At 64.0% G+C, this 23600-nt stretch carries 27 protein-coding genes; 14 read left to right on the forward strand and 13 right to left on the reverse strand.

Annotated features, from left to right (window positions below):
* Positions 1–846, reverse strand: a complete 846-nt coding sequence (locus MB901379_RS12385) for an alpha/beta fold hydrolase (protein WP_158016965.1) — start codon at positions 844–846, stop codon at positions 1–3.
* Between the two features lie 249 nt (positions 847–1095).
* Between MB901379_RS12385 and MB901379_RS12390 the strand changes: the two genes are divergently transcribed.
* Positions 1096–1653 (forward strand): hypothetical protein, encoded by a 558-nt coding sequence (locus MB901379_RS12390; RefSeq protein ID WP_232021820.1) that lies wholly within the window; start codon positions 1096–1098, stop codon positions 1651–1653.
* A gap of 79 nt (positions 1654–1732) precedes the next feature.
* On the opposite strand, the gene ag85B is transcribed toward MB901379_RS12390, so the two are convergent.
* Positions 1733–2704, reverse strand: a complete 972-nt coding sequence (gene ag85B, locus MB901379_RS12395) for a diacylglycerol acyltransferase/mycolyltransferase Ag85B (protein WP_158016966.1) — start codon at positions 2702–2704, stop codon at positions 1733–1735.
* Positions 2705–3343: 639 nt separating this feature from the next.
* Here ag85B and MB901379_RS12400 point away from each other — a divergent pair.
* Positions 3344–4483: a DUF7159 family protein gene (locus MB901379_RS12400; protein WP_158016967.1), complete on the forward strand. Its 1140-nt coding sequence runs from the start codon at positions 3344–3346 to the stop codon at positions 4481–4483.
* A 66-nt stretch (positions 4484–4549) separates the two neighbouring features.
* Here the strand turns inward: MB901379_RS12400 and MB901379_RS12405 are convergent, their stop codons facing one another.
* Genes MB901379_RS12405 through MB901379_RS12415 form a run of 3 tightly spaced genes read right to left on the reverse strand, consistent with a single transcriptional unit; the run spans position 4550 to position 7452 of the window.
* Entirely contained in the window at positions 4550–5101 is a 552-nt protein-coding gene (locus MB901379_RS12405) for a YceI family protein (protein ID WP_158016968.1), read from the reverse strand.
* Between the two features lie 29 nt (positions 5102–5130).
* The gene (locus tag MB901379_RS12410) at positions 5131–6144 is read right to left on the reverse strand and encodes an alcohol dehydrogenase catalytic domain-containing protein (RefSeq protein ID WP_158016969.1); all 1014 of its coding nucleotides are present in this window, start codon (positions 6142–6144) and stop codon (positions 5131–5133) included.
* Between the two features lie 21 nt (positions 6145–6165).
* Complete coding sequence (locus MB901379_RS12415) at positions 6166–7452, reverse strand: cytochrome P450 (RefSeq protein ID WP_158016970.1); 1287 nt, start codon at positions 7450–7452, stop codon at positions 6166–6168.
* A 422-nt stretch (positions 7453–7874) separates the two neighbouring features.
* Between MB901379_RS12415 and MB901379_RS12420 the strand changes: the two genes are divergently transcribed.
* The 3 genes from MB901379_RS12420 (at position 7875) to MB901379_RS12430 (ending at position 8903) form a co-directional block, all read left to right on the forward strand.
* Entirely contained in the window at positions 7875–8279 is a 405-nt protein-coding gene (locus MB901379_RS12420) for a hypothetical protein (RefSeq protein WP_158019131.1), read from the forward strand.
* Between the two features lie 18 nt (positions 8280–8297).
* Complete coding sequence (locus MB901379_RS12425) at positions 8298–8591, forward strand: hypothetical protein (protein WP_158016971.1); 294 nt, start codon at positions 8298–8300, stop codon at positions 8589–8591.
* 93 nt (positions 8592–8684) lie between these two features.
* Complete coding sequence (locus MB901379_RS12430; protein ID WP_158016972.1) at positions 8685–8903, forward strand: Rv1893 family protein; 219 nt, start codon at positions 8685–8687, stop codon at positions 8901–8903.
* 38 nt (positions 8904–8941) lie between these two features.
* Here the strand turns inward: MB901379_RS12430 and MB901379_RS12435 are convergent, their stop codons facing one another.
* Positions 8942–10069 carry a nitronate monooxygenase gene (locus MB901379_RS12435; RefSeq protein ID WP_158016973.1) on the reverse strand — a complete coding sequence of 376 codons (1128 nt, stop codon included), beginning with the start codon at positions 10067–10069 and terminating at the stop codon, positions 8942–8944.
* A gap of 140 nt (positions 10070–10209) precedes the next feature.
* Entirely contained in the window at positions 10210–10620 is a 411-nt protein-coding gene (locus tag MB901379_RS12440) for a hypothetical protein (RefSeq protein WP_158019132.1), read from the reverse strand.
* A 376-nt stretch (positions 10621–10996) separates the two neighbouring features.
* On the opposite strand from MB901379_RS12440, the gene MB901379_RS12445 reads away from it, so the two are divergent.
* Both MB901379_RS12445 and MB901379_RS12450 read left to right on the forward strand, forming a co-directional pair.
* The gene (locus MB901379_RS12445) at positions 10997–12928 is read left to right on the forward strand and encodes a flavin-containing monooxygenase (protein WP_158016974.1); all 1932 of its coding nucleotides are present in this window, start codon (positions 10997–10999) and stop codon (positions 12926–12928) included.
* Between the two features lie 10 nt (positions 12929–12938).
* Positions 12939–13964 carry an alcohol dehydrogenase catalytic domain-containing protein gene (locus MB901379_RS12450; protein WP_158016975.1) on the forward strand — a complete coding sequence of 342 codons (1026 nt, stop codon included), beginning with the start codon at positions 12939–12941 and terminating at the stop codon, positions 13962–13964.
* Here MB901379_RS12450 and MB901379_RS12455 read toward each other — a convergent pair.
* Positions 13961–14869 (reverse strand): class I SAM-dependent methyltransferase, encoded by a 909-nt coding sequence (locus tag MB901379_RS12455; RefSeq protein ID WP_158016976.1) that lies wholly within the window; start codon positions 14867–14869, stop codon positions 13961–13963. The genes MB901379_RS12450 and MB901379_RS12455 overlap by 4 nt on opposite strands.
* A 16-nt stretch (positions 14870–14885) precedes the next feature.
* Entirely contained in the window at positions 14886–15317 is a 432-nt protein-coding gene (gene dtd / locus MB901379_RS12460) for a D-aminoacyl-tRNA deacylase (protein ID WP_158016977.1), read from the reverse strand.
* 63 nt (positions 15318–15380) lie between these two features.
* Here dtd and MB901379_RS12465 point away from each other — a divergent pair, with 63 nt between their 5' ends.
* Entirely contained in the window at positions 15381–15698 is a 318-nt protein-coding gene (locus tag MB901379_RS12465; protein ID WP_158016978.1) for an MTH1187 family thiamine-binding protein, read from the forward strand.
* A gap of 5 nt (positions 15699–15703) precedes the next feature.
* On the opposite strand, the gene MB901379_RS12470 is transcribed toward MB901379_RS12465, so the two are convergent.
* The gene (locus MB901379_RS12470) at positions 15704–16198 is read right to left on the reverse strand and encodes a macro domain-containing protein (RefSeq protein WP_158016979.1); all 495 of its coding nucleotides are present in this window, start codon (positions 16196–16198) and stop codon (positions 15704–15706) included.
* A gap of 645 nt (positions 16199–16843) precedes the next feature.
* Here MB901379_RS12470 and MB901379_RS12475 point away from each other — a divergent pair.
* From MB901379_RS12475 to MB901379_RS12485, 3 genes are all read left to right on the forward strand, one after another.
* Positions 16844–17284 (forward strand): hypothetical protein, encoded by a 441-nt coding sequence (locus MB901379_RS12475; RefSeq protein ID WP_158016980.1) that lies wholly within the window; start codon positions 16844–16846, stop codon positions 17282–17284.
* 104 nt (positions 17285–17388) lie between these two features.
* Positions 17389–18672, forward strand: coding sequence for a competence/damage-inducible protein A (locus MB901379_RS12480; RefSeq protein WP_158016981.1), 1284 nt, complete (start codon positions 17389–17391; stop codon positions 18670–18672).
* A 183-nt stretch (positions 18673–18855) separates the two neighbouring features.
* Positions 18856–19023 (forward strand): hypothetical protein, encoded by a 168-nt coding sequence (locus MB901379_RS12485; RefSeq protein ID WP_232021821.1) that lies wholly within the window; start codon positions 18856–18858, stop codon positions 19021–19023.
* Between the two features lie 93 nt (positions 19024–19116).
* Here MB901379_RS12485 and MB901379_RS12490 read toward each other — a convergent pair whose 3' ends face one another.
* Complete coding sequence (locus tag MB901379_RS12490) at positions 19117–20427, reverse strand: MFS transporter (RefSeq protein WP_158016983.1); 1311 nt, start codon at positions 20425–20427, stop codon at positions 19117–19119.
* Positions 20428–20430: 3 nt separating this feature from the next.
* Between MB901379_RS12490 and MB901379_RS24590 the strand changes: the two genes are divergently transcribed.
* From MB901379_RS24590 to MB901379_RS12505, 3 genes are all read left to right on the forward strand, one after another.
* Entirely contained in the window at positions 20431–20856 is a 426-nt protein-coding gene (locus MB901379_RS24590) for an amidohydrolase family protein (protein ID WP_232021822.1), read from the forward strand.
* 15 nt (positions 20857–20871) lie between these two features.
* On the forward strand, positions 20872–21273 hold the full coding sequence (locus MB901379_RS12500; protein ID WP_158016984.1) for a phage holin family protein: 402 nt from the start codon (positions 20872–20874) through the stop codon (positions 21271–21273).
* 316 nt (positions 21274–21589) lie between these two features.
* A complete protein-coding gene (locus MB901379_RS12505) occupies positions 21590–22033 on the forward strand; it encodes an anti-sigma factor antagonist (protein WP_232021823.1) in 444 nt (147 codons plus the stop codon).
* A gap of 14 nt (positions 22034–22047) precedes the next feature.
* Here the strand turns inward: MB901379_RS12505 and MB901379_RS12510 are convergent, their stop codons facing one another.
* Both MB901379_RS12510 and MB901379_RS12515 read right to left on the reverse strand, forming a co-directional pair.
* Entirely contained in the window at positions 22048–23013 is a 966-nt protein-coding gene (locus MB901379_RS12510) for an FAD-dependent oxidoreductase (RefSeq protein ID WP_158016986.1), read from the reverse strand.
* Positions 23014–23041: 28 nt separating this feature from the next.
* Positions 23042–23515, reverse strand: a complete 474-nt coding sequence (locus tag MB901379_RS12515) for a hypothetical protein (protein ID WP_158016987.1) — start codon at positions 23513–23515, stop codon at positions 23042–23044.
* Positions 23516–23600 lie beyond the last annotated feature (85 nt).

Consider the following 23600-nt stretch of genomic DNA (forward strand, 5'->3'; position numbering starts at 1 on the left):
TCACCCAGGATGGGCGCCAACGTTCGCGATCGCGTCAATCACGGCCGACGGATTGTTCCGCGCAACGAACGTTTTGGCCCTGGGCACCTCGATCATCGTGGCGTTTGGGAACAGCGCAGCCATCCGGTGAGCCAGATCCGGGACGAAGCATCGGTCACCCATACCCCACACGAATGTCACTGGTTTGGTGAACTGGCCGAACCGCGTCGACACCTCGGTCAGGTCGGTGACCGCGATATGCCGCAATAGCGTGGCCAGGTCACGACGGATGCGGGCGTCAGCGCGGCAGGGTTCCAGCCAGGATGACGTGAGCGCCGGATCGGGATTGTTCAGCAAGAGGCCATAGCCCAGGGGAGAGTGCCGTAAGACTTTTGGCCGCAGGGCCTCGAACAACAGTTTGATCGATCTTGGACCACGCAGCAGGGCGAATACCCAGGTGAACGGAAAGGGCGGGAAGGTGTCGAAGGCGTCGCAATTGGTCAAGATCAGGGAGCCGACCCGGTCTGGATAGGAGTCGATGACGAGCTGGCACAGCCCGCCACCGGTGTCGTTGCCGACCAACGTCACCTCGGTGAGGTCCAGGGCAACCATGAATTCGTGGATGAGTGCGGCGATGCCAGCGGGGGAGAGATCAGCACCTGCGTTGACCGGAATGGTGTGGCTACCCAACGGCCAGGTGGGCAGGATGCACCGAAAGCCTCGGGCACCAAGGCCTTCGGCGACCTGAGACCACAAGCGTTCGTCGGCGAGAACACCGTGGATAAACAGCACTGGAGGGTGCGGCGAGTCTTGGGGTCCCAGCTCTTGGTAGGCAATCGTTGCCTGGCTCAACGCGACTTGTGGCATCTCGGCTATCCTTTGTGTAACTTACAAACTCTCAGTACGGAAGTTACGTGCACTCTGCATGAAAGTCAACGCCACCGGGCCGGCCGTGGTAATCGCGGCCACCTGTGAGCCCCAGGGCCTGCAGCAGCCGCACCGCAACGCACTTCGCCGCGCGGACCGCGCATTTGCTGCTCGATTAACCTAGCGCTGTCCTGGAAATGTCAGGCCAGTCCGATGATGGTCCAGCGCGCTAGGACGAACACTGAATCGTTGCGCACACCGGGAGTTCGTCTCGTGCTGGTCGCGGCGTATTTGACTTGTTTGCTGCTGGGCGGAGCCTTGGTGTTGGTGGACGAGCTTCGTTCCGGTCCCCGCGATGCCATCGATCACCCCGCCCAACCGCTGACCGACACCGAAACCGAGCGCCAGGTTGTCGGGTCGGCCCAACAGATCGTCGCCCTTGCCCGACTGCGGACCACGACGGCCGGCTATCTGCCGGTGTCGTGCAAGAACCTGAACGATCCGCCGTATCAAGGCACGATTTACCTGATCTTCGTGCTTCCGCGGGAGGCGCACGGCGACACCTATTTTGGCGAGATCGCCGCAGACCTGGTTGGGCACGGCTGGACGGAGGGGCTGGCACCCGCCGAGCATGTGTTTGGCCGGACCCTGTCCAAAGACGGTGTCACCGCCGTCGTGCACCGCCACAGCGACGACAACAGCGTGGGCGTCCTACGCCTAGCTGGGCCGTGCCGAAATATCAACGATCACCGCCACGACACAACCGGGTGGAAAGACATCACCGGCCTGCTCACTGCCATCCGCTAGACGGACCGGTCCGGAAGACAACTACTGGGCTTGACGGCCCGGAGAAACCGGGGCCGGCAAGCCCAGTAGCAGTAGTCGTTTAACCCAGAGTGGCCTGCAGGTCACCCTTCATGGCGTTGAGCTGAGCACCCCAGTATTCCCAACTGTGGGTGCCGTTAGGCGGGAAGTTGAACGTGGCGTTGTGCCCGCCGGCCGCGTTGTAGGCATCCTGGAACTTCAGATTGCTGCTGCGCACAAAGTTCTCCAGGAACTCCGCGGGGACGTTGGCCCCTCCCAGCTCGGTCGGGGTGCCGTTACCACAGTAGACCCAGAGGCGGGTGTTGTTGGCAACCAGCGTCGGAATCTGCAGGGTGGGGTCGTTGCGAGCCCAGGCCGGGTCACTGGAGGGCCCCCACATGTCGGCAGCCTTATAGCCGCCGGCGTCACCCATCGCCAGACCGATCAGGCTGGGCCCCATCCCCTGAGATGGGTCCAGCAGGGCCGACAACGAGCCGGCGTAGATGAACTGCTGTGGGTGGTAGGTGGCCAAAATCAGCGCCGAGGAGCCGGCCATGGACAGGCCGACGGCGGCGCTACCGGTGGGCTTGACGCTCCGATTGGACGACAGCCACTGGGGCAGCTCGCTGGTCAGGAAGGTCTCCCACTTGTAGGTCGAGCAGCCAGCCTTGCCGCAGGCGGGGTTGTACCAGTCGCTGTAGAAGCTGGATTGTCCGCCGACGGGCATGACGATCGACAGGCCCGATTGGTAGTACCACTCGAACGCCGGGGTGTTGATGTCCCAGCCGTTGTAGTCGTCCTGTGCCCGTAGACCGTCGAGCAGGTACACCGCTGGCGAGTTATCTCCGCCGCTCTGAAATTGGACCTTGATGCTGCGCCCCATCGAGGCGGAAGGCACCTGCAGGTACTCAACGGGCAGACCCGGACGCGAGAACGCCCCCGCGGTCGCTGCTCCGCCGGCGAATCCGACCAGGCCGGGAAGGGTTACGGCCACCGCCGCGCCGACCATGAGTCGGCGTCCCCAGACCCGTATCTTCCCGCTCACGTCTGTCATACCTATGCCCCTTGTCCGTATGTAGTCGTGTGCTTCCGGCAGAACTTACCGCGTTGGTCGGCCAAATGTCGATCGGGACGCGAAGTCATTTCATTTCGATATCGGTTACCGGCGCACAAGCAGCAACTGTGCTAGGCGCGCGACAAGCGGCTCAACGTCTCCCCATCCGACCTCCCGGCGGTACCGATCGGCCCCGTTCGAACCCGCCCTATACCTATTGACCAGCGACGTTTCGGACCAGACGATGGGCGGCCCACCAGCTACGCCCAATTTCCGATATGGCCCTAACGCGACCCGGCATAAACCGCAGAGCAACCTTTCAATGGCTTACCGACGGTTTACCGACGGTTGACCGACGGCCTCGAGCCGGAGAAATCGGGGAATATTGGCATACCGTCCGACGGTCGGTATTGCGCCCTCGGCGGAACCTGAACGCCGCCTTACTTGTGAGTCACCTGCGGATTTGCGGTCCGCGGGAGCCCGACTTGCGTCGACCGCGTACTCTCTGTCGAGACAAGCCGATGGAGACCACGCTATCTCGGTCCGTTCCGGCGCTCGCAACCAGCACACCAGGGCCCCATGGTGCGCGATCGCGTGCCGCGGGTGTCGACGGTCTGGGAACGATTGAGGTGCGAAATTTTGGATACGGTACTTGGGCTATCAGTAACGCCGACCACCGTCGGGTGGGTCCTCGCGGAAGGGCACGGCGCGGATGGCGCCATCCTGGATCACCACGAATCGCAATTGCACGGAGGTCGCGGTGTGCTCGCGGTTCATTCCGCAGCGCAGGTGGCACAAGAGGTCCTGCGGGCCCAGGACCTGGCGAACCAGGGCGAACACCGTCTGCGGATCATCGGCGTGACCTGGAATGACGACGCATCCGCGCAGGCCGCGCTGTTGTTGGAGGCACTGACCGACGCGGGCTTCGACAACGTGGTGCCGGTTCGGCTGCTGGATGCCGTCGAAACGTTGGCGGAGGCCATCGCGCCAGTCATCGGCTATGAGCAGACCGCGGTTTGCCTGCTGGAGCACGAATCGGCAACCGTCGTCATGGTCGATACCCAGGATGGGCAGAATCGCACGGCAATCAAGCATGTCCGCGGTGGTTTCGACGGGCTGACGTCCTGGCTGACCGGAATGTTTGACCGGAGCGCCTGGCGCCCGGCCGCCGTGGTCGTGGTCGGCTCGGACGACAACGTCAGCGGATTCTCCTGGCAGCTCGAAAAGACCTTGCCGGTACCGGTTTTCGCGCAAACCATGGCGCAAGTGACAATTGCGCGGGGCGCGGCGTTGGCCGCGGCGCAGAGCACCGAGTTCACCGACCTGCGGCTGGTGGCGCCAGCCCATGACCCTGTGGTCGTGCCCAGACGATCTCGTCGCTACGCCGGGGCGGCAACCACCTTGGGGGCCGCCGCAGTGACCTTTGTGGCCTCGGTATCGCTGGCGCTAGGTCTGCAGCTCACCCCGGACAGACATCCCGAGCCGTCCGGACGCGCAACGCCCAAGTCGACGCCCCAGATTGCAGAAGCTGTGGCGCCGGCGGTTCCCACGCCGGTGCAGGCCCAAGCGCCCGCTCCAGCACCCCACCCCACGACGCAGCGGGAGCCGGTGCGGCTGGCCGCCGACGAGCAGGTCACCGAACCCGCGCCGGACGAACAACCCAACGGGGTCATGCACCAGCAAAACCCAGGGGACGGCGCTGGGTCACCGCTGTTGACCAGGGTGCTCAAGCACATCCCCGGCAGTTACGGCGAGCAGGACGCGCCACCGCCGGAGTAGTCAGGTTCAGCTGAGCCCAAGCCGAGGCGCTGGCGAGTGCCCAGCAGTTGCGCACGCTCCGCGTGGTCAATCGTCTTTGGTGTGAACCGCGGTGAAGGTTACGGTCACCTCATCGGCGACGTGCAGCGCGCCCATCAGCATCGAGTATGGCTTGACGCCGTAATCGGACTGCCGAACCGTCGCTTCGGTGCACATTCTCCACGAGTCGCCGAGATCCGTTGTGCGCAGGTTGATTACGTGCGGACGTGACTTTCCCCGGACGTACAGCGTCCCGGCGAGGCGGTATCCCTCGGCGGTCCTGTCGATACCATCCGCGACGAAGCGAATATTCGGATAGCGGTCGGCGCCGAGCGACCTCAGCGCATTGCTTCGCACCAGAGCCTTCTCGGGGCCGGATAGGCCTTTGACGCCACCCTCGCCGCGCAGTACCTCAAGCGAATCGACATCGACGGAAAGCTCTGCGCTGTCGGGTTCGCCGGCAATCCAGCACACCGTTGCCTGCCATCGGGTCATCACGATGCTCAGGCGGTGACCCATTCGCGCGGCTCTCCCCGCTACACCGGTGCGAACCAGCAACTCACCGTCGGAACCGTCGAGCGTCCACCGCGCGTCACCCACGTGCCGACTCTATTTGTTCAAGCCGCCGCTCACCCGGTCAAGACGATGCGATAGTGCGTCCGGCCTTGCTCCATGGCCGCATAGCCTTCCGCCGCCTGCGCGAGCGGTCGCTCTTCGATCCATGCCCGCACACCCGACAAGACGGCGAAGTGCATGGTTTCCTCGATGTCTTTAGCCGTACCGGCAGGGTGACCGGTGACACTAATCCCCGGAATGATCAGCTGGGACGGACTGATCGGCAACGGGTCCGGCGTCACACCGATGACAACCAGTTCACCGCCCGGGAGTAGGCCCCCCACGGTTTCGGCCATCGCCGCGGAATTTGCCGCCGTGGCGAGCACGACCGCCGCGCCGCCGAGGCGTCGGAGCGCTTCGGCAACATCACCAGCGGTGGAGTCGATGTAGTGGTGGGCGCCCAGCTGGCGGGCATCCTCACCCTTGGCCGCGCCTCGTGCGATCGCAACTGTCTCAAAGCCCATCGCTCTGCAGAATTGCACGCCGAGGTGGCCCAGGCCCCCAACACCGAGGACCGCCACCCGGTCGCCGGGCAGCGCCTTGGTGTGACGCAACGCGTTGTATGTCGTGACGCCCGCACAGCCCATCGGTGCGGCCTCGGCATCAGAGAGCTCGGCGGGAATCCGGGCCAGCGCGTTGGCCGGGACTGTCACCGACGCTGCGTAGCCACCCGGGTAGTGCCAGCTCGGGACCTTCAAGTTGGCGCAATGGATGAACGTGCCCGTGCGGCACGGGTCGCAGCGGTTGCAGTGTCCGCCGAACCAGCCAACCGCGACCCGGTCCCCAACCCCGAAGTCATCGACGTCCTCACCGAGTTCGGCTATGGTTCCTGCGATCTCGTGCCCCAGCGTCAATGGCCACGACATGTTCGGAAAACCGCCGTTGGCTAAGGCACGGTCGGTCCCGCAGATGCCGCATGCGGAGACCGCTATGCGCACCTCGCCACGAGCCGGCGACGTTGTCTCAACGTCCACCAGCTCTAACGAAGCTCCCGCGGAACGTATTTGAATCGCTTTATGGGTAGCCATGTCAACTCCGTCAGATCGGATCTAATGCGCGACAGGGCATTTAGCCGCGCCAGTGCTGTGGTAATCGACCTGCCAATGCTTGATACCGTTGAGCCAGCCCGACCGCAGCCGCTCGGGTCTGCTGATAGATTCCAGATCCGGCATCACTTCGGCAATTGCGTTGAACATCAAGTCGATCGTCATCCGCGCCAAATTGGCGCCAACGCAATAGTGTGCACCGGTACCGCCAAACCCCACATGCGGGTTCGGATTACGCAAGATGTTGAAGGTGAACGGGTCGTCGAACACCTCCTCGTCGAAGTTGGCGGAACGGTAGAACATCACCACCCGCTGTCCCTTCATGATCTGGACACCCGACAGCTCGTAGTCCTCCAGCGCGGTCCGTTGGAAGGATGTCACCGGGGTGGCCCACCGCACGATCTCGTCTGCCGCGGTCGCGGGACGGTCCTTCTTGAACAGCTCCCACTGATCGGGATGATCGGTGAACGCCATCATGCCCTGGGTGATCGAGTTCCGAGTGGTCTCATTGCCGGCGACGGCTAACAGAATGACGAAAAAGCCGAACTCGTCTTCGGAGAGCTTGTGTCCGTCGATGTCGGCCTCGACCAGCTTGGTGACAAGGTCCTCACGCGGGTTCTTCACCCGGTCCGCGGCCATCTGCATGCCGTACATAATCAACTCGACAGATGCGGTCATGGCGTCGTTGTTGGCGAACTCGGGATCCTGGTCGCCCACCATCTCGTTGGACCAATGAAAGAGCTTCTTGCGGTCTTCCTGCGGCACCCCCATCAGCCCTGCGATCGCCTGTAGCGGCAGCTCGCAGGACACTTGTTCGACAAAGTCGCCGGAGCCCTCGGCGGCCGCGGCCTCGACAATGCGCCGGGCGCGCTCGTCGAGGTCGGCCCGCAAGCGCTCGACCGCACGGGGTGTGAAGGCCCGGGAGATGATTTTGCGAAGCCGGGTGTGCTGCGGCGCGTCCATATTGAGTAGGACGAATTTGCCCCGCTCGATCTGCTCGGCGACTGTACCGTCCTTGTAGCGCGGCAAAGCGGTCTTTTGCAGGCTGGAGAAGACGTCGCTGCGTAGCGAAATTTCTTTGACGTCTTTGTGCTTTGTCACCACCCAAAAACCGCCGTCGTCAAACCCGCCGCGGCCCATCGGCTGCTCGTTCCACCAGATCGGTGCGCTGCGCCGCATCTCTGCCAGCTCTTCAACCGGCAGCCGCTCGGCGTAGATGTCCGGGTCGGTGAAGTCAAAACCGGGAGGCAGATTGGGAACTGGGTTGGTGGTTGGCTCGGCAGCTGGCATGTGCCCACTCCTCGATGCGAATTCCGTTAGTTTCGTCTAGTGCCCATAATCCATTGCTCCACCGCGGTTGGGAAGCATTGAAGCAGGATCTGCAACGAGAAATTGCAACGTGTTCATTGGTCCCGCGGTTGGAGTGTGTCACCGCTTGGCAGTCCTCCCATGCAACGGATACCCGAACCAACACGAGTCATGCGCATCGTTGGGCAACCGACTACCGGATGATCGACCCCGTCGTACTCGGCGGCGACCGGCAGGGTGCGCAACGGCCGTCGGGCGGGCCGTTGTCGTCCGATCTGCAGATAGCACAACAACTTGCCGGGGCCCGCATCTCCGGGGCGGGCGGTGGCCGGCCAGCGATCTTGTGGGCCACGCCACAATCGTTATGCTTTGTGAAAGTCGCTGGCGCCTCGGAGGGGTGGAACATGATTCGGGAACTGCTCGCCGCCACTGCGATCGGGGGTGCCGCCATCGGTCTTGCACCGGTCGTTGCCGCCGATAATGGCCGCTACGAGGGCGACGTGCCGGGCATGAACTATGACGCATCACTGGGCGCGCCGTGTGATAACTACGAGCGCTTCATCTTCGGACGTGGCCCCAGCGGCCAGGCCGAGGCCTGTCATTTCCCGCCGCCCAACCAGTTCCCGGCCGCCACGGTCGGCTATTGGGTGATTTCTTACCCGCTGTACGGCGTGCAGCAGCCGGGTGCTCCATGCCCGGGTCCGCAGTCCGCCGCACAGTCCCAAGACGGCCTGCCGATGCTGTGCCTGGGGGCCAAGGGTTGGCAAACGGGGTGGTTTACCGGGGCCGGATTCTTCCCACCCGAGTAGTCACGTTGAGCTAGGCCGATGACGACCGATCGTGCGCCAGTACAGTCTCCGATCCCGCGGTGGTTGCGGTTTGTGCTGGCGTCGGATCGTGCCGGCTCGGCCTGGTACATAGGCGCCGGTTTCTTCTTTGCACCGGCGCTCGCCCTGCTCTCACCATGGCCGACGATTACCGCAGTGCTGTGGTGGCTTATCGGGCTCGCGGGATTGTGGCTGGGTCTGCTCGGAATCGCGATGGCCGTCGGGCTGGCGCGGGTATTGCGGTCTGGCGGCGAAATTCCGGAGCAGTACTGGCGCACGCTGGTCGACTACTGATACGACCGGTCCGCTGGTGACTTCGGCCTGCACATGGTGAATTCGCCAGGTCTACAGTCGTATCAAGCATCCGACAACGAATAGGAGCCTTCGATGGCCATCAATCCCAAAGATGCAGTCGACGCGGCCAGGGACATTGCGACCAACGCTGTCGAGAAGGCATCCGACATCGTCGAAAACGCCAGCGACATCATCCGTGGCGACATCGCCGGCGGTACCAGCGGCATCGTGCAGAGTTCCATCGACATCGCCACCCACGCCGTGGACAGAGTCAAAGAGGTCTTCACGGGCACCGACGAAGAACTGGACTAGGCCGAGCGAGCCCGCGTCCGCGACGTCCGCGGGCGTCGTCAGACGGCAGCGGCGTTGAGCTCGTCCAGCCTGGTGGTTGATTCCAGGTACTCCTGGACCCAGCGCTCGATGACTGCCGCCGTCTTCTCCACCTTGGTGAATTGCCCGACAACCTGCCCGATCGGATTGAACGCGACGTCGACCGTCTCGTTCGGGTACTTGTTGGTAGCCCGCACTGCCATCCCGGAGACCATGTACTGCAGCGGCATGCCCAGCGGCTTCGGGTTGTCGGGCTGCTCCCAAGCCTCCGTCCAGTCGTTGCGCAGCATCCGGGCCGGCTTGCCAGTGAACGAACGGCTCCGGACGGTGTCACGACTGGTCGCCTTCGCATAGGCCGCTTGTTGGACCGGGGTGTTCTGAGCCTCCTCGACCATCAGCCACTGTGAGCCGGTCCAGGCCCCCTGAGCACCCAGCGCGAGTGCCGCAGCGATTTGCTGGCCGCTGCCGATGCCACCCGCGGCAAGGACCGGGACCGGTGCCACCTCCTTGACCACCTGCGGCCACAACACGATCGAGCCCACCTCGCCGCAATGCCCGCCGGCCTCGCCACCTTGGGCGATGATGATGTCGATGCCGGCGTTTGCGTGCTTGCGGGCCTGCGACGGAGAGCCGCATAATGCGGCCACCTTGCGGCCGGCGTCGTGGATGTGCGTGATCATCTCCGCCGGTGGGGTTCCCAGCGCATTGGCGATCATCGCCACCTTCGGGTGCTTTAGGGCGACCTCGACCTGCGGGGTGGCAGTCGCCTCGGTCCACCCCAACAGCTGCAGGCTGTCCTCGTCGGCATCCTCAACCGGGACGCCGTGGTCGGCCAGGATCTTGCGGGCAAAGTCCAGATGCTCCTTGGGCACCATAGACCGCAAGGTCTTGGCCAGTTCCTCGGCCGATAGGTGTGCGTCCATACCCTCGTATTTGTTCGGGATGACGATGTCGACGCCGTAGGGGTGATCGCCGATGTGCTCGTCGATCCAGTTGAGCTCGATTTCCAACTGCTCGGGGGTGAACCCAACCGCACCTAGGACACCGAACCCTCCGGCCTTACTCACCGCCACGACCACATCGCGGCAATGCGTGAAGGCAAAGATCGGAAACTCAATACCAAGCTCGTCGCAAATGGCGGTGTGCATGCCTGCTCCCCGGGACGCCAGTTAAAATGGAACGTGTTCTAGTTTAGTACCCGGTGCGGCGGTGCGACCAGGCGCCCAGGCTTTGCCTCGATTTTGGCGTCCGAACCGGCGCTGAGCATGGGCAACCATAGCCAGATTGGCTACGGCATGTCGTGCATGACCCATAGCGCGACGAATGTCAGCATGCACCCGAAGCAGAGCACATGATCCCGCAGGATGGATCGCGCAAGGCGGGTCTGCACCGCCGGACTATCCAATCGCTTGCCAAGGCGAATCGCGTTGGGCACCGTATGTGTGAGCGCCAGGGCGATCGGACCCCCAGCCAGCACAACCGACATCGCCAGGAGCCAACTCGGATCCTGCCCCTGAACCGCGCGCAGCCCCCAGGCGCCTAATAACATCAGCATCACCACAGCAATCAACTGGCTCATCGGCCGCGACGTGGTGGTCGCGCGGTGGTAGTAGCTTGCGATGGATGCCAACACCGGCTCCGGCAGGGACGCGCCCGAACGTCGTTGGCGCACTATCTGAGAGTCGAAAATCAGATCCATCCAGAGGACGGCGAGCAGGAAGCCGCTGCAGGCGGTAAGAATCGTCACTACAACGCTCACCCAATTCCACGTATGCCGGCACCGCCCGGCGCCACCCGCACCTCGACCGGAGCCGGGACATCGTTCGATCTGTTGGCATCCCAGCTGAAGGCTACGCGGGAGCCAATTGCCGAGCCAGAGCATTGCCCGCCGCCGACAGCCGCGTCGCCGGCGGCCGTAGGTGGCGCGCCCGTACGTTGATCCGCCAGCGTGACTCGGGCTCCCGCCGGCCGACATGTGCGACCCTTGCCGCGGGCGCCCGCCGACGGTAGCGTGGTGCTGGCTAATTACGAAACGGTTAGTATCGTAATTAGAGTTCACCGAAAGGAACGGCTCGATGCGCAGCCCCTACGCCGGCCTGCCGTTCAGCACGTCCACACCCGATATCGCGGCCGCGCTCGAGGACGTCAGCATCCCGACCCTGCTGCTGTCGCTCGTCCACATTACTGGCGATCCCCGCTTCATCCGCGAGTTCAAACAGCTGGGCATCTTCCTCAACGAGGTCCAGGGCTTCATGTCTGAGGAAGACAAGGCCCGAGCGCGCGCCGCAGCCCTCACCGTGATCACCGAGTATCGAGACCGGGGATGCCCCGAACCCGAACCGCTGAGGCAAGAACTCATCAGAGAAATGCTGGACTGGGCAGCCTGTGAGCATGTACCCAACGACTACCTACCTTTGGTCTTGGAGGAATTGGACCTCGGCGGACTCGACCCCCGGCGCACCGCGCCGGTGCCAACCCGGTATGCGGCCCAGCTCCCCGTCCTGGTCGTCGGCTGCGGAGAATCCGGCATCCTGGCCGGAATCCGCCTCAAACAAGCCAACATCCCTTTCACCATCGTGGAGAAGAACGCCGGTCCCGGCGGAACATGGTGGGAGAATACCTATCCCGGTGCGCGTGTCGATGTGGCAAACCACTTCTATTGCTACAGCTTCGAACCCAACAACGACTGGAATCACTTCTTCGCCGAGCAACCCGAGCTGCAGGATTACTTCACTCGGGTGATGGCCAAGCACGAGCTGGCCGACCACGTCCGATGGAACACCGAAGTCGTCGCTGCCGAGTGGAACGACGACGACGGCGTATGGAATATCTCACTGCGATCGGCCGATGGCCAGACGAGCGCCGTGCCGGCGCGCGCCATCATTACCGCGGTCGGCCAGCTAAACCGGCCGAACATCCCCGAGTTCGACGGGGCAGATACGTTTGCGGGCCCCGCGTTTCACTCCGCGGCGTGGGACCACTCCGTCGAACTCACCGGCAAGCGGGTCGCCCTGATCGGAGCCGGAGCCAGCGGGTTCCAGATCGCGCCCGCGATTGCCCAGGATGTCAAGCACCTCACCGTGTTCCAGCGAACCGCGCAGTGGATGTTCCCCAACGCCATGTACCACGAGCGCGTCGGTGAGGGTGTGCACTGGGCGATGCGCCATCTTCCTTTCTACGGACGGTGGTACCGGTTCCTGGTCATGTGGCCCGGCGCCGACAAGGGTCTCGATGCGGCGCGGATTGACCCCAGCTACGCCGATCAGGATCACGCCGTCAGCGACATCAACGCTGCCGCCCGAATGATGTTCGCTCAATGGATCAGCAGCCAGGTCGGCGAAGACGACGATCTGTTGGCCAAGGTGATGCCCGACTATCCCGCCACCGGGAAAAGGACGCTGCAAGACAACGGCAGCTGGCTACAAACCCTGCAGCGCGACAACGTCGAGCTGGTGCGCACGCCGATCGAGCGGATCGCACCCCACGGTGTGGTCACCTCAGACGGCGCGGCACACGACGTCGATGTCATCGTCTACGCCACCGGATTTCGACACACACAGGTGTTGTGGCCGTTGAAAGTCGTTGGCCGCAGCGGTGTCGACCTGCATGCGACGTGGGGCACACGTCCTTACGCCCATCTGGGCATCACGGTCCCGGGTTTTCCCAATTTCTTCCTCATCTACGGTCCCGGTGCTCATCTGGCTCACGGCGGCAGCCTGATCTTCAATTCCGAACTCCAAATGCGCTACATCAGCCTGTGTTTGGCGCACTTGGCAAGAACTGGCTTGCATTCTCTGGAGCCAACCGTGGGTGCGGCCAGACAGTGGCATCAACGCACTCAAGCCGAGATCAAGAAGATGGTGTGGTCACACCCTGCGGTCAAACACTCCTACTTCAAAAACGCCGACGGAGAGATTCACACTGTCAGTCCGTGGCGCCTCGACCAGTATTGGACCGCGGTGCGCGAACCCGATTGGTCCGAATTCGTCCTTCGGAAAAGGAAGTGAGCACGCCGATATGCGCGCGGTAGTCATCAATGGGTCAGGCCATGTCCGCGTCGACACCCGTCCGGATCCGACGTTACCCGGTCCCGACGGCGTGATCGTCGCCGTGCAGGCCGCCGGCATCTGCGGCTCGGACCTTCATTTCTACGACGGCGATTATCCGCTCGCCGACCCGGTGGCCCTGGGGCATGAAGCGGTCGGCACGGTCGTCGAGGCTGGGCCCGTGGTACGCACCGTCAAGGTCGGCGATCGGGTCATGGTGTCCTCAGTCGCCGGATGCGGCGCCTGCCCCGGGTGTGCAACCCGTGATCCGGTCCAGTGTTTCTCCGGTCTGCGGATCTTTGGCTCCGGTGCGCTTGGCGGCGCACAGGCCGACCTGCTGGCCGTACCGACCGCCGATTTTCAAGTGCTCAAGATTCCCGACGGCATCACCACCGAGCAGGCACTGCTGCTCACCGACAATCTGGCCACCGGGTGGGCCGCCGCGCAGCGGGCCGATATTCCATTCGGCGGTTCGGTGGCGGTGATCGGCCTGGGGGCGGTCGGCCTATGCGCGCTCCGCAGCGCGTTTATGCATGGCGCAGCAACGGTTTTCGCAGTAGATCGCGTCGAGGGTCGCTTACAGCGTGCCGCCGCCTGGGGTGGCACCCCGATCAGGTGCCCTGCCGCCGAGGCCATCCTCGGCGCCACCGGTGGCCGCGGCACCGACGCGGTGATCGACGCCGTGGCCACGGATGCGTCGCTGACCGACGCGCTCAATTCGGTGCGGCCCGGCGGCACCGTCTCGGTTGTTGGCGTACATGATCTGCAGCCGTTTCCGCTGCCCGCACTCAGCTGTCTGATTCGCAGCATCACGCTGCGTATGACCACCGCGCCGGTACAGCGCACCTGGCCCGAATTGATCCCGCTGCTGCGGGCCGGCCGACTCAACGTGGACGGCATCTTCACCACAACACTGCCGTTGGATCAAGCGGCCAATGGCTATGCGACTGCGGCCTCGCGGTCAGGCGACGATGTGAAGATCTTGCTCACGCCCTAGCGGGCGGCCGCTATGTATTCGGAATGCATGAAACTATCGATCCGAATATCTACATCCAGCGGCGTCATTCCATAACCGGCCTGTAAGTCAAGCGTGCTACGCACGGGTTCGACGGTCCAGCCGTGGGCCGCCAGCCACGTTGCCGGATCGGTCGTGTCGTCGTAGGTGAGCGTGGAGAAGTTCACGTGACCGGACATGTTGACCCCTGGGTGGGTCGATTCCAGAGCCTCTAGCTGCGCGTGGTCCAAGCGCGATCCCAAAGCACCCGCGGCAACCCGGCTGCCCGGTGCACACAGCTCGCTGATGCGGGTGAACAGGGCTTCTTGGGTCTCGCCCGTCAAATACGGCAGCAATCCCTCCAACGACCAGGCGCTGGACCTTTGTGGATCAAACCCGGCGGCCAGCAAGGCGGCGGGCCAGTCGGCGCGCAAATCGGCTGCCACCTCAACTCGGCGGGCCGTGGGCTGCACGCCCTGCTCGGCCAGTACCCGTGCCTTGAATTCCAAGACTTTCGGTAAGTCGATCTCGAAAACCGTCGTTTCAGCTGGCCAGTCGAGCCGGTAAGCGCGAGAGTCCAGGCCGGCGGCGACAATGACGGCTTGCCGGATTCCAGCGTCGCCGGCCGAACCGAAGAAATCGTCAAAATACCGAGTCTGGACACCGTAGAGCCGCGGGAAAGCGGTCTCGCCCTCGGAGGTTCCGGGGTTGACGAGCAGGCCGGTTAAATACGGGTCCGCCGAAGCCGAGATGAAATGTTTGGCATACTCGTCGCGAACCAGCGGTTCCGGGCTCGCCGCGTGCAGCGCTCGCCAGCCCGCCACCAACAGGGCGGTGTAGCCCACGCCGCTGATGATGTCCCACTGATCGTCGTCGGAACGAAGCGACCCATATTCCGGTGTTGTCATCGGTTCTCCTCTGTCCTCATAGCTCCAGCATGACGGTCACCGGACCATCGTTGACTAGTTCGACCTGCATGTGCGCCCCGAAAACCCCGGCCTCTACCCGGGCACCCAATGCTCGCAACGCCTCGGCGAACTTCCCAACCAATGGCTCGGCCACCGCGGCCGGCGCGGCCGCGTTCCAGGAGGGCCGCCGACCCTTTGCGGTGTCGGCGTACAGGGTGAACTGGCTAACCACCAAGATCGGCGCGTTGACGTCGGACGCGGATTTCTCGTCGGTGAGAATACGCAAGTTCCAGAGCTTTTCGGCCAGCCGCTGAGCCTTGCCGACATCGTCGTGGTGGGTGACACCGACGAAGGCGAGCAGGCCCTGCCGATCCGGCCGGACGGCACCGACCACCCGATTCTCTACCGACACCGAAGCCGATGAAACCCGCTGCACCAGAACCCGCATGGCCCTCGATGCTGCCAGGCCAGTCTGGAACGCCACGTCGGTGGTCTGGGTACGCTCATCGGTATGTCGGTGCTTGTCGCCTTTTCCGTCACGCCCATGGGTGTGGGGGAGGGCGTCGGCGAGATTGTCGCCGACGCGGTTCGGGTTGTCCGTGAATCCGGGTTGCCCAACAAGACGGATTCGATGTTCACCGTGATCGAGGGCGATACCTGGGACGAAGTCATGGCAGTCGTGCGGCGCGCGGTGCAAGCCGTGGCTGCGCGTGCACCGCGCGTCAGTACCGTGATCAAGGTCGACTGGCGGCACGGAGCCGCCGATGCGATGACGCAAAAGGTAGAGACCGTCGAGCGTTACCTGTCCGAGCCGGCAACCGACTGTTAAATCCGTTACCCCTGGACCGCAGCCAGGAACGCTTGCTCGGCGGCCTCGCCGTGGACCGCGAACACCACCCGCTCAAGGGAATTCGGCCGATACTGTCGAACGGCGCCGACCATCAGCCGTGCCGCGTGCTGCAGCGGGAAGCCGCCGACGCCGGTGCCGAACGCCACCAGGGCCAACGACCGGCAACCGAGTTCATCGGCCTTACGCAAGGTAGCCGCGGTGGCCATCGAGATGATTTCCGCGGAGGTTGGGCCACCGAGCTCCACCGTCGCCGCGTGAATCACGTAGCGCGCCGGCATCTCGCCGGCCGTGGTCTCGACCGCTTCGCCGAGCCCGATCGGCGCCTTCTCATTCGATTCGCGCTGTACCTCGGGCCCGCCGGCACGAGCGATCGCCGCAGCCACACCACCGGCATGGCGAAGCTGTGTATTGGCAGCGTTGGTGATCGCGTCGAGTTCGAGCTTGGTCACGTCAGCCTGGCGCACCTCTAAGTCGATCATGCGCACATTCTTTCAGCACCGCTTGGACCGGTTTTGTCAAACCATGGCCCTGGTGGTGGTGCAAGATCCGTTGTAGAAAAAAATTGGTGAAACACGGCGCCGAAGGGGCTCCGGCGACCAGTGGCGGTAACGGCGGTGACGGTGGCGCTGGCTACAGCTCGATCGGGCAGCGGTGATCGCGGCAACGGCGGCTCCGGTGGCGACGGCGGCGATGGCGGCAACGCTTTGGTGCCCTTGGCAGCGCCGGCAACGGCGGTAACGTCGCCGCAGCGACGGGTACTGCCACCGTCGGCCAGGGCGGCGATGGGGATGACCCCGGCCCGGGCGGCACCGACGATTCACCGGGCCAGGACGGACAAGTACTGTAGCCAGTCTGCCGGCACGATCCGGCCTAGCCAGGACGAGCCGACCGTGCCGACGCGGCGGCGAACGCGGAGAAGGGCCTCGCCCACGTGTGCGGATCGCCGGTCTCGTCGCCTAGGCGACGGCCGGGCAGCGACGAGCGACAACTCCACGCTGCGGCAGGGGCTAGGCAGTTCCGATCAGCATGCGCGCCGCATCGCGGTAACTTGACACGAGCCGAAGGAAGGAAGACTGATGAAGCGTTGCCCAGCTCTGACACCGGGGCGAACCGCATGACCGGGGATGCTCCCATCGACGACGCAGCTGGCGGCCCGGGCGGCGCCGGCGGCGCAGGAGGTCGAGGCGGTGCGGGCGGTCGAGGTGGTGCCGGCGGCCGAGGCGGCGACGGCGGCCGAGGCGGAGCCGGCGGCCGAGGCGGCGACGGCGGCCCAGGTGGGGCGCCCGGCTTCGGCGGTCAACCGGGACAGGGCGGCGAGGGTGGTGCCGGCGGAGAGCCCGGCCCCGGAGGAACACCCGGACAACCGGGACAACCGGGACAGCCCGGACAACCGGGCGGTTCAGGCACCGGAGCCTAATAGCTCCCGATCGCCGCCAGCTTTCCGAAAGGTTCTGGCCGCCAACGTTATCGAGCAGATCATGGCGCCGATCGTCACGGATCGCCAGGGCCACCAGCGGTGGCCGATGACGGGCGCGACCGTGGGCGGCCAGGCCATCTTGTGGTAGCGCCACCGGCGTTGGTAGCCAAATCCCGCGCGGACCGCATCAAGTGCGCTGATTCGAGACGCCTGCGCGACAGCCCCCGGACCACCGATGCGTAGGCTCATGCCGTGAGCGCACGCGCGGGCATCGTAGTCACCGGAACCGAGGTCTTGAGCGGGCGGGTCCAAGACCGCAACGGTCCGTGGCTCGCCGACCGGCTGCTTGAGCTGGGCATCGAGCTGGGACACATCACCATTTGCGGAGACCGCCCCGCCGACATCGAGGCGCAACTGCGTTTCCTGGCGGCCCAGGGTGTGGACCTGATCATCACCAGCGGCGGTCTGGGCCCGACGGCCGATGACATGACCGTCGAGGTGGTGGCCCGATTCTGCGGGCGGGAGCTGCTGCTGGATGTTGAACTGGAAAACAGAATCGCCAATATCTTGAAGTCCCTGATGGCGCGCAACCCCGGCTTTGATCCGGGCAACTTCGACTCGATACGGGTCGCCAACCGCAAGCAAGCGATGATTCCCGCCGGTGCGCAGGTGCTCGATCCGGTGGGCACCGCGCCGGGAGTGGTGGTACCGGGAAAGCCGGCGGTGATGGTGCTTCCCGGGCCGCCGCGCGAACTTCAGCCCATGTGGCGCAAAGCAATTCAGACACCTGCGGCGCAAGAGGCGATCGCTGGCCGAACGATCTACCAGCAGCAGACCGTGCGCATGTTCGGGCTGCCCGAGTCCGCGTTGGCCGACACCCTACGCGGTGCCGAAGGCGCCATCGACGGCTTTGACGCCCTGGAGATCACCACCTGCCTGCGGCGCGGCGAAATCGAGATGGTCACCCGCTATGAGCCCGACGCCACGGACGTATACGCCCGACTCACGGAGGTACTGCGCGACAGGCACGGCGAACAGATTTACTCCGAAGACGGCTCGCAGGTAGACGATCAGGTTGCCGAGTTGCTTACCGGCCGCAGGATAGCGACCGCGGAATCGTGCACCGCGGGTTTGTTGGCGGCACGGCTCACCGACCGGGCAGGCTCATCGGCCTACGTGATGGGCGGTGTGGTGAGTTATTCCAATGAGGCCAAAGCGGCAGTGCTCGGCGTCGACCCGGCGCTGATCCAGGCGCACGGGGCGGTCTCCGAACCGGTAGCGAACGCGATGGCCATCGGCGCACTGCAACGCTTCGGCGCCGACACCGCCGTCGCGATCACCGGGGTCGCCGGCCCCGGCGGGGGAACACCGGAAAAGCCGGTGGGAACGGTCTGCTTTGCGGTGCTGATTGACGATGGCCGCACGGCCATTCGCACCCTCCGGCTCCCCGGGAATCGGTCGGATATCCGCGAACGCTCAACGACGGTGGCGATGCACCTGCTGCGCCGTACGTTGAGCAGCGAGCGACGCCCGTAGCGGACTCTGGTGACCTAGCCGCCACCGACATTTTCAACGGACGATAGCTCGGGCACAATAATGCAGGGGCAACAAATCGACGCGTACCAGCACAATCGATGCCTTTACAAACCCGCACCAAGCACGGTCATTCGACGGCCGAGGAAAATTGACAAAGCGCGGTCACCGGCGGGAACGGTGGTGGTGGCCTCCCCTTCAACGCAACCGCTGCTGGTGACAGCACCCGGGATCGGCGGAACCGGCACTCACAATGGGACGGGTGTGGCCACCGGCGGCGACGGTGGCGACAGTTCCCTCGCCAATACCGGCGGCGCCGGGGGTACCGGCGGCAACGACGGAACAATTTGCTGAGCGCTCAACCGGCGAACGCCGATGGCCCTCAACGCGAGCCAAGCATTACGCAGCAAGGGAATCGTCTCCAACACCGCGGCTGCACATTCGAGATCATCTCACTTTCGTTGGGAGAAAAGCACTTTCGGACGTTCCGAAACGGACTCCGGTAGCATCCTTGCCCGCCAGCGCCAGCAGCGCGACCACGCTCAATACCGGAACAACGGTGACCGCCAGCGCGAACGGATAGCCGTGCGTCTCAGCCAGGTACTCCTGAATGGGCAGGTTCATCGCCGCCAGCAGGTTGCCCAACTGATAAGTCACGCCGGGATAGAAGCCCCGAATAATGTCCGGTGACATCTCGGTCAGATGGGCAGGGATCACCCCCCACGCGCCCTGCACACACAGTTGCATCAGAAACGAACCGACACACAGCATTGCGGCAGTCCGCGAGTAGGCAAACAATGGCACGATCGGCAGCCCCAACACGGCGCAAAACGCAATGGTGTAGCGGCGGCTGAAACGCTGGGACAGCGTGCCGAAGATCAGCCCACCGATGATGGCACCGACGTTGTAGACCACCACGATCCACCTGGCGGTGGTACTGGACAACCCGGCGCCGTGGTCGTTGGTCGCGGTCAAAAAGCTCGGATACACGTCCTGGGTGCCGTGGCTCATCCAGTTGAAAGCGGTCATCAGCAGCACCAGATAGACGAATCGCCGGATGATCGTCGCACTGCGCAGTACGTCACGGATGCGGGTCTTGGTGACGCGCATCCGGTCTTGCGCGGATTCCCACACCTCGGATTCCTTCACCCGGTACCGGATGATCAGGCTGATCAGTGCCGGGATGATGGACAGCCCGAACAACCAGCGCCAGGACAGGCCAAGCCAGTTCATCACCACCAGGCTTGCGACGGTGGCTAGCAGATAGCCGAACGAGTAGCCCTCTTGTAAGAGACCCGAGAAGAATCCGCGGCGTCCGACCGGAACCTTCTCCATCGCCAGCGCCGCGCCCAACCCCCATTCGCCGCCCATACCGATGCCATAGAGGAGTCGCAGGATGACCAATACGGTGAAATTGGGCGCGAACGCACACAAGAAACCGACGACCGAGTACAACACGACGTCGACCATCAGCGGAATCCGTCGGCCGACCCGATCGGCCCACATCCCGAAGATCAGGGCGCCCACCGGACGCATGGCCAGCGTGGCCGTGGTCACGAACGCAACTTCGGTCTTACTGTGGTGGAAGGTTTTGGCGATGTCGGCATAGACCAGCACCACGATGAAGTAGTCGAACGCGTCCATCGTCCAGCCCAAAAACGCCGCGATAAACGAATTCCGCTGGTCAGCGTTGAGCCAAGGAGTCTTCACGTGTGCATCGTGGCGCACCGGGTGCGGCGGCACACACCTGGGGTACATGGCGTGCGCGGGAGTAGGTTCGGCCTACATGCGGATCATCGATGCCGATGGACACGTCGCGGACAACCCTACGCTGGCCATCGAAGCCGTTCGGCGCTGGCCAGAACACGTGAAAATCACTGCAGACAGTCGGCCCGGGCTGACGATCGAAGGACCCGAGAAGCGCGGCGATTGGATCGAGGGCGGCTGGCGCCGCGATACCTGCAGGCCGGAAATATCTGGGTGACCTGTGAGCCCTACGAGCCGATCCTGCCGGGTGCGATCAACATGCTCGGCGACGACCTCATCATGTTCGCCAGCGACTACCCGCACTGGGACGGCGAGTGGCCGGATAGCACCAAGCACTTGCGCACCCGATCTGACATCAGCGACGAATCGCGGGAAAAGATCGGCGGATTGAACGCCCAGCGCTTCTACGCGCTGAATTAATGGCAAGATCTGCGCATGGGACCTTTTTTGGTGCGCGCCGCGTTGACCGGGTTTGCGTTGTGGGTCGTCACTCAGTGCGTTTCAGGCATTCGCTTTGTCGGCGGCGACACCATGTGGCAGAAGATCGGCATCATCTTCGTGGTAGCGGTGATCTTCGGCGTGGTGAATGCGGTCATCAAGCCCATTGTGCAATTTCTGTCGATCCCGCTGTACATCCTGACGCTCGGCCTGATTCACGTCGTCATCAACGCGTTCATGCTGTGGATCACCGCCCGGATCACCGAGGACACCACCAGATGGGGATTGCAGATCGACCACTTCTGGTGGACCGCGATCTGGGCCGCAATCTTGTTGTCGATTGTGAGCTGGATTTTGTCGCTGTTGACGCGTGATTTCCGCCGCGTCACCCGCGCCTAGGGGTGTCACCAGCGTTTTTACCATTGCGGCCGCGGCCGCCGTGGGACCGGAGCGGTGTCAGCAGTAAAGCCGAACGCCGTGCGCAATTCTGGCGGTTTTGCTTCCCATCGACGACGACGGACCTGCGGCGGCACGCCCAATACCGGGAAATTTTCGTCGGCGACATCCTAGGTTGTCACGGCTCTTCCACATATGCTTACTAGGACCGCTCGCCAACATGCTCGAAGACGGACCCTCGCTGCGGCATGACGACCATGGCTTGCTCACCCTCGGACAAACAGGACGGCATTACTTCACAGCACACGAGGACGGGATAGTGCAAAAAACGAACACCGTCGCGATCGGATCAAATCCCGGTCCTTCTAGCACGCGGCTGAATTCGCACCTTAATGACCCGCATAACGGTCTACGAGCGGTCACCGAATGCACCGGCTCGGCGGTGGTTGTTCATGTCGGAGGCGACGTTGACGCCGGCAACGAGGTTGCCTGGCAGCGTCTGGTGAGCCGAAGCGCCGCCATCGCCATCGCGCCAGGTCCGTTCGTGATCGACGTTCGGGACCTCGATTTCATGGGGTCCTGTGCCTATGCCGTCTTGGCGCAAGAGTCTGTCCGGTGTCGCCGTCGCGGCGTGAACCTGCGGTTGGTTAGCAATCAGCCGATCGTGGCGCGCACCATCGCCGCCTGCGGACTGCGGCGTCTCCTGCCCATGTATTCGACTGTCGAGGCCGCATTGTCACCGCCCGCTCCCAGCGGCCACTAAGCGAGCTTTCCGGGTCAGCGCTCGGCTCCGACCAGCCGTGCCACTTCGCGCGCACAGCCCCACGACAACGTCACGCCGTCGCCACCGTGTCCGTAGTTATGAACACATCGGGCCGTCCCTAGATCCTCGATCTCTACCCTGACCGACGGCCGATCGGGCCGCAATCCGGTGATCGTCTCGACCACGGCCGCTGCGGCCAACCTCGGCTCAATCCGGTAGCAGCGTTGCAGGATGCGATCGGTGACCTCGGGGTCTGGGGTGAGGTCCCAGCGGTCGACGATCTTGATGCCGCCGCAGACCACCCGCTGCGGGTGGGGGAAGTAGCAAATCCATTCCGGGTCGTCGGTCAGTTGCACAAATAGTTGTTGTAAACCGGGGTTCGCAAGGACAACGTGCTGGCCGAACAGCGGCCGAAGTGTGTCATCGCCAACGAGCTGTCGGGCGCCTAGGCCGGCGCAATTGATCACGACCGGTGCGCAGTCTGCGGCCTCGGCCAACGTTCGCACTGGATGTATTTCGATTTCGCAGCCGGCCTTGGCCAGCCGCCCTACCAGGTAATCCAGGTAGCGGGGCATGTCGATCATCGGCAAGGTGGAGTGAGAACCAGAGGAAAAACCACCGGGGAGGCTGGCGGGGTCGGCCGGCCGCAGCTCGGGGATGAGGTCTGAACCCGGTCTTGTTGCGTCGGCGTCCGCGAGTTCTCCGACACTGAGCGCCGGTGACATCCGCACACCAGTTGTCGGCTCCTTGGCGAGTTCACCAAACTCGCGCAGCGAGTGTTGGGCCCACATCAGGGTCTGGGCAACCGGTGCTAATGACCGCGGTCGCCACACCGCTCCGGCCACCGCCGACGTGGATTGCTGAGGCAACCGGTCGGTCCACACGCGCACCGGCCAGCCCGCCTCGGCGAGGCACAGAGCCGACGTTAGCCCGCTGACGCCAGCGCCAACTACGACGACTTGGCGCACACCATCAGCCACGGCGGACAGTTACCCCGATCAGCGTCAGCTACGACCGCGGTACTTGCTGCCCATTCGGGGCGAGCAGACCGTTTAGCACTCCGAGATCGACTTGCAGTTGCGCTCCCGCTAGCGGACCTGGCATCTCGCCGGGCGCACTTGCGTCAGGGGTGAGTTGCCAGGGCTGACAACCATTTGTCCTGAAAGCCTTGTCGCTCGGTTCGATCGTCACTACCTGCGGCTTCTTGGTCATGGCGTTGTCGATGAGGGCGCCGTCAGGATTGCCCGTTCTCTTCCAATAACACGTGCCGTCGCCCACGGGCCCTGCGGAGCTGTACGTGCCGGGCGCGATGTCAGTGCCTACGGCGTAGGTTCCGTCGTGGTCGATCGTTGTCTTGGGTGCGGGTGAAGGAGCGGGTTCCGGATCGGCCCCGGCAACCCCCACCGCACCGGACCAAGCCGCCAGCAGCAGCCCCGCGGCGACGAAGCGCGCCGCGATCGGTCCACTTTCCATCGTGCGCATAGAGCAGCAGCTTACCGGGGTTAACGCGGTAATTCGACCAGCCAACCCGGGGCCGCCCAGCGGCGCCGGGCTGCCCACGGGAAAA

Origin of the sequence: Mycobacterium basiliense (assembly GCF_900292015.1) — a bacterium.
GTDB lineage: Bacteria > Actinomycetota > Actinomycetes > Mycobacteriales > Mycobacteriaceae > Mycobacterium > Mycobacterium basiliense.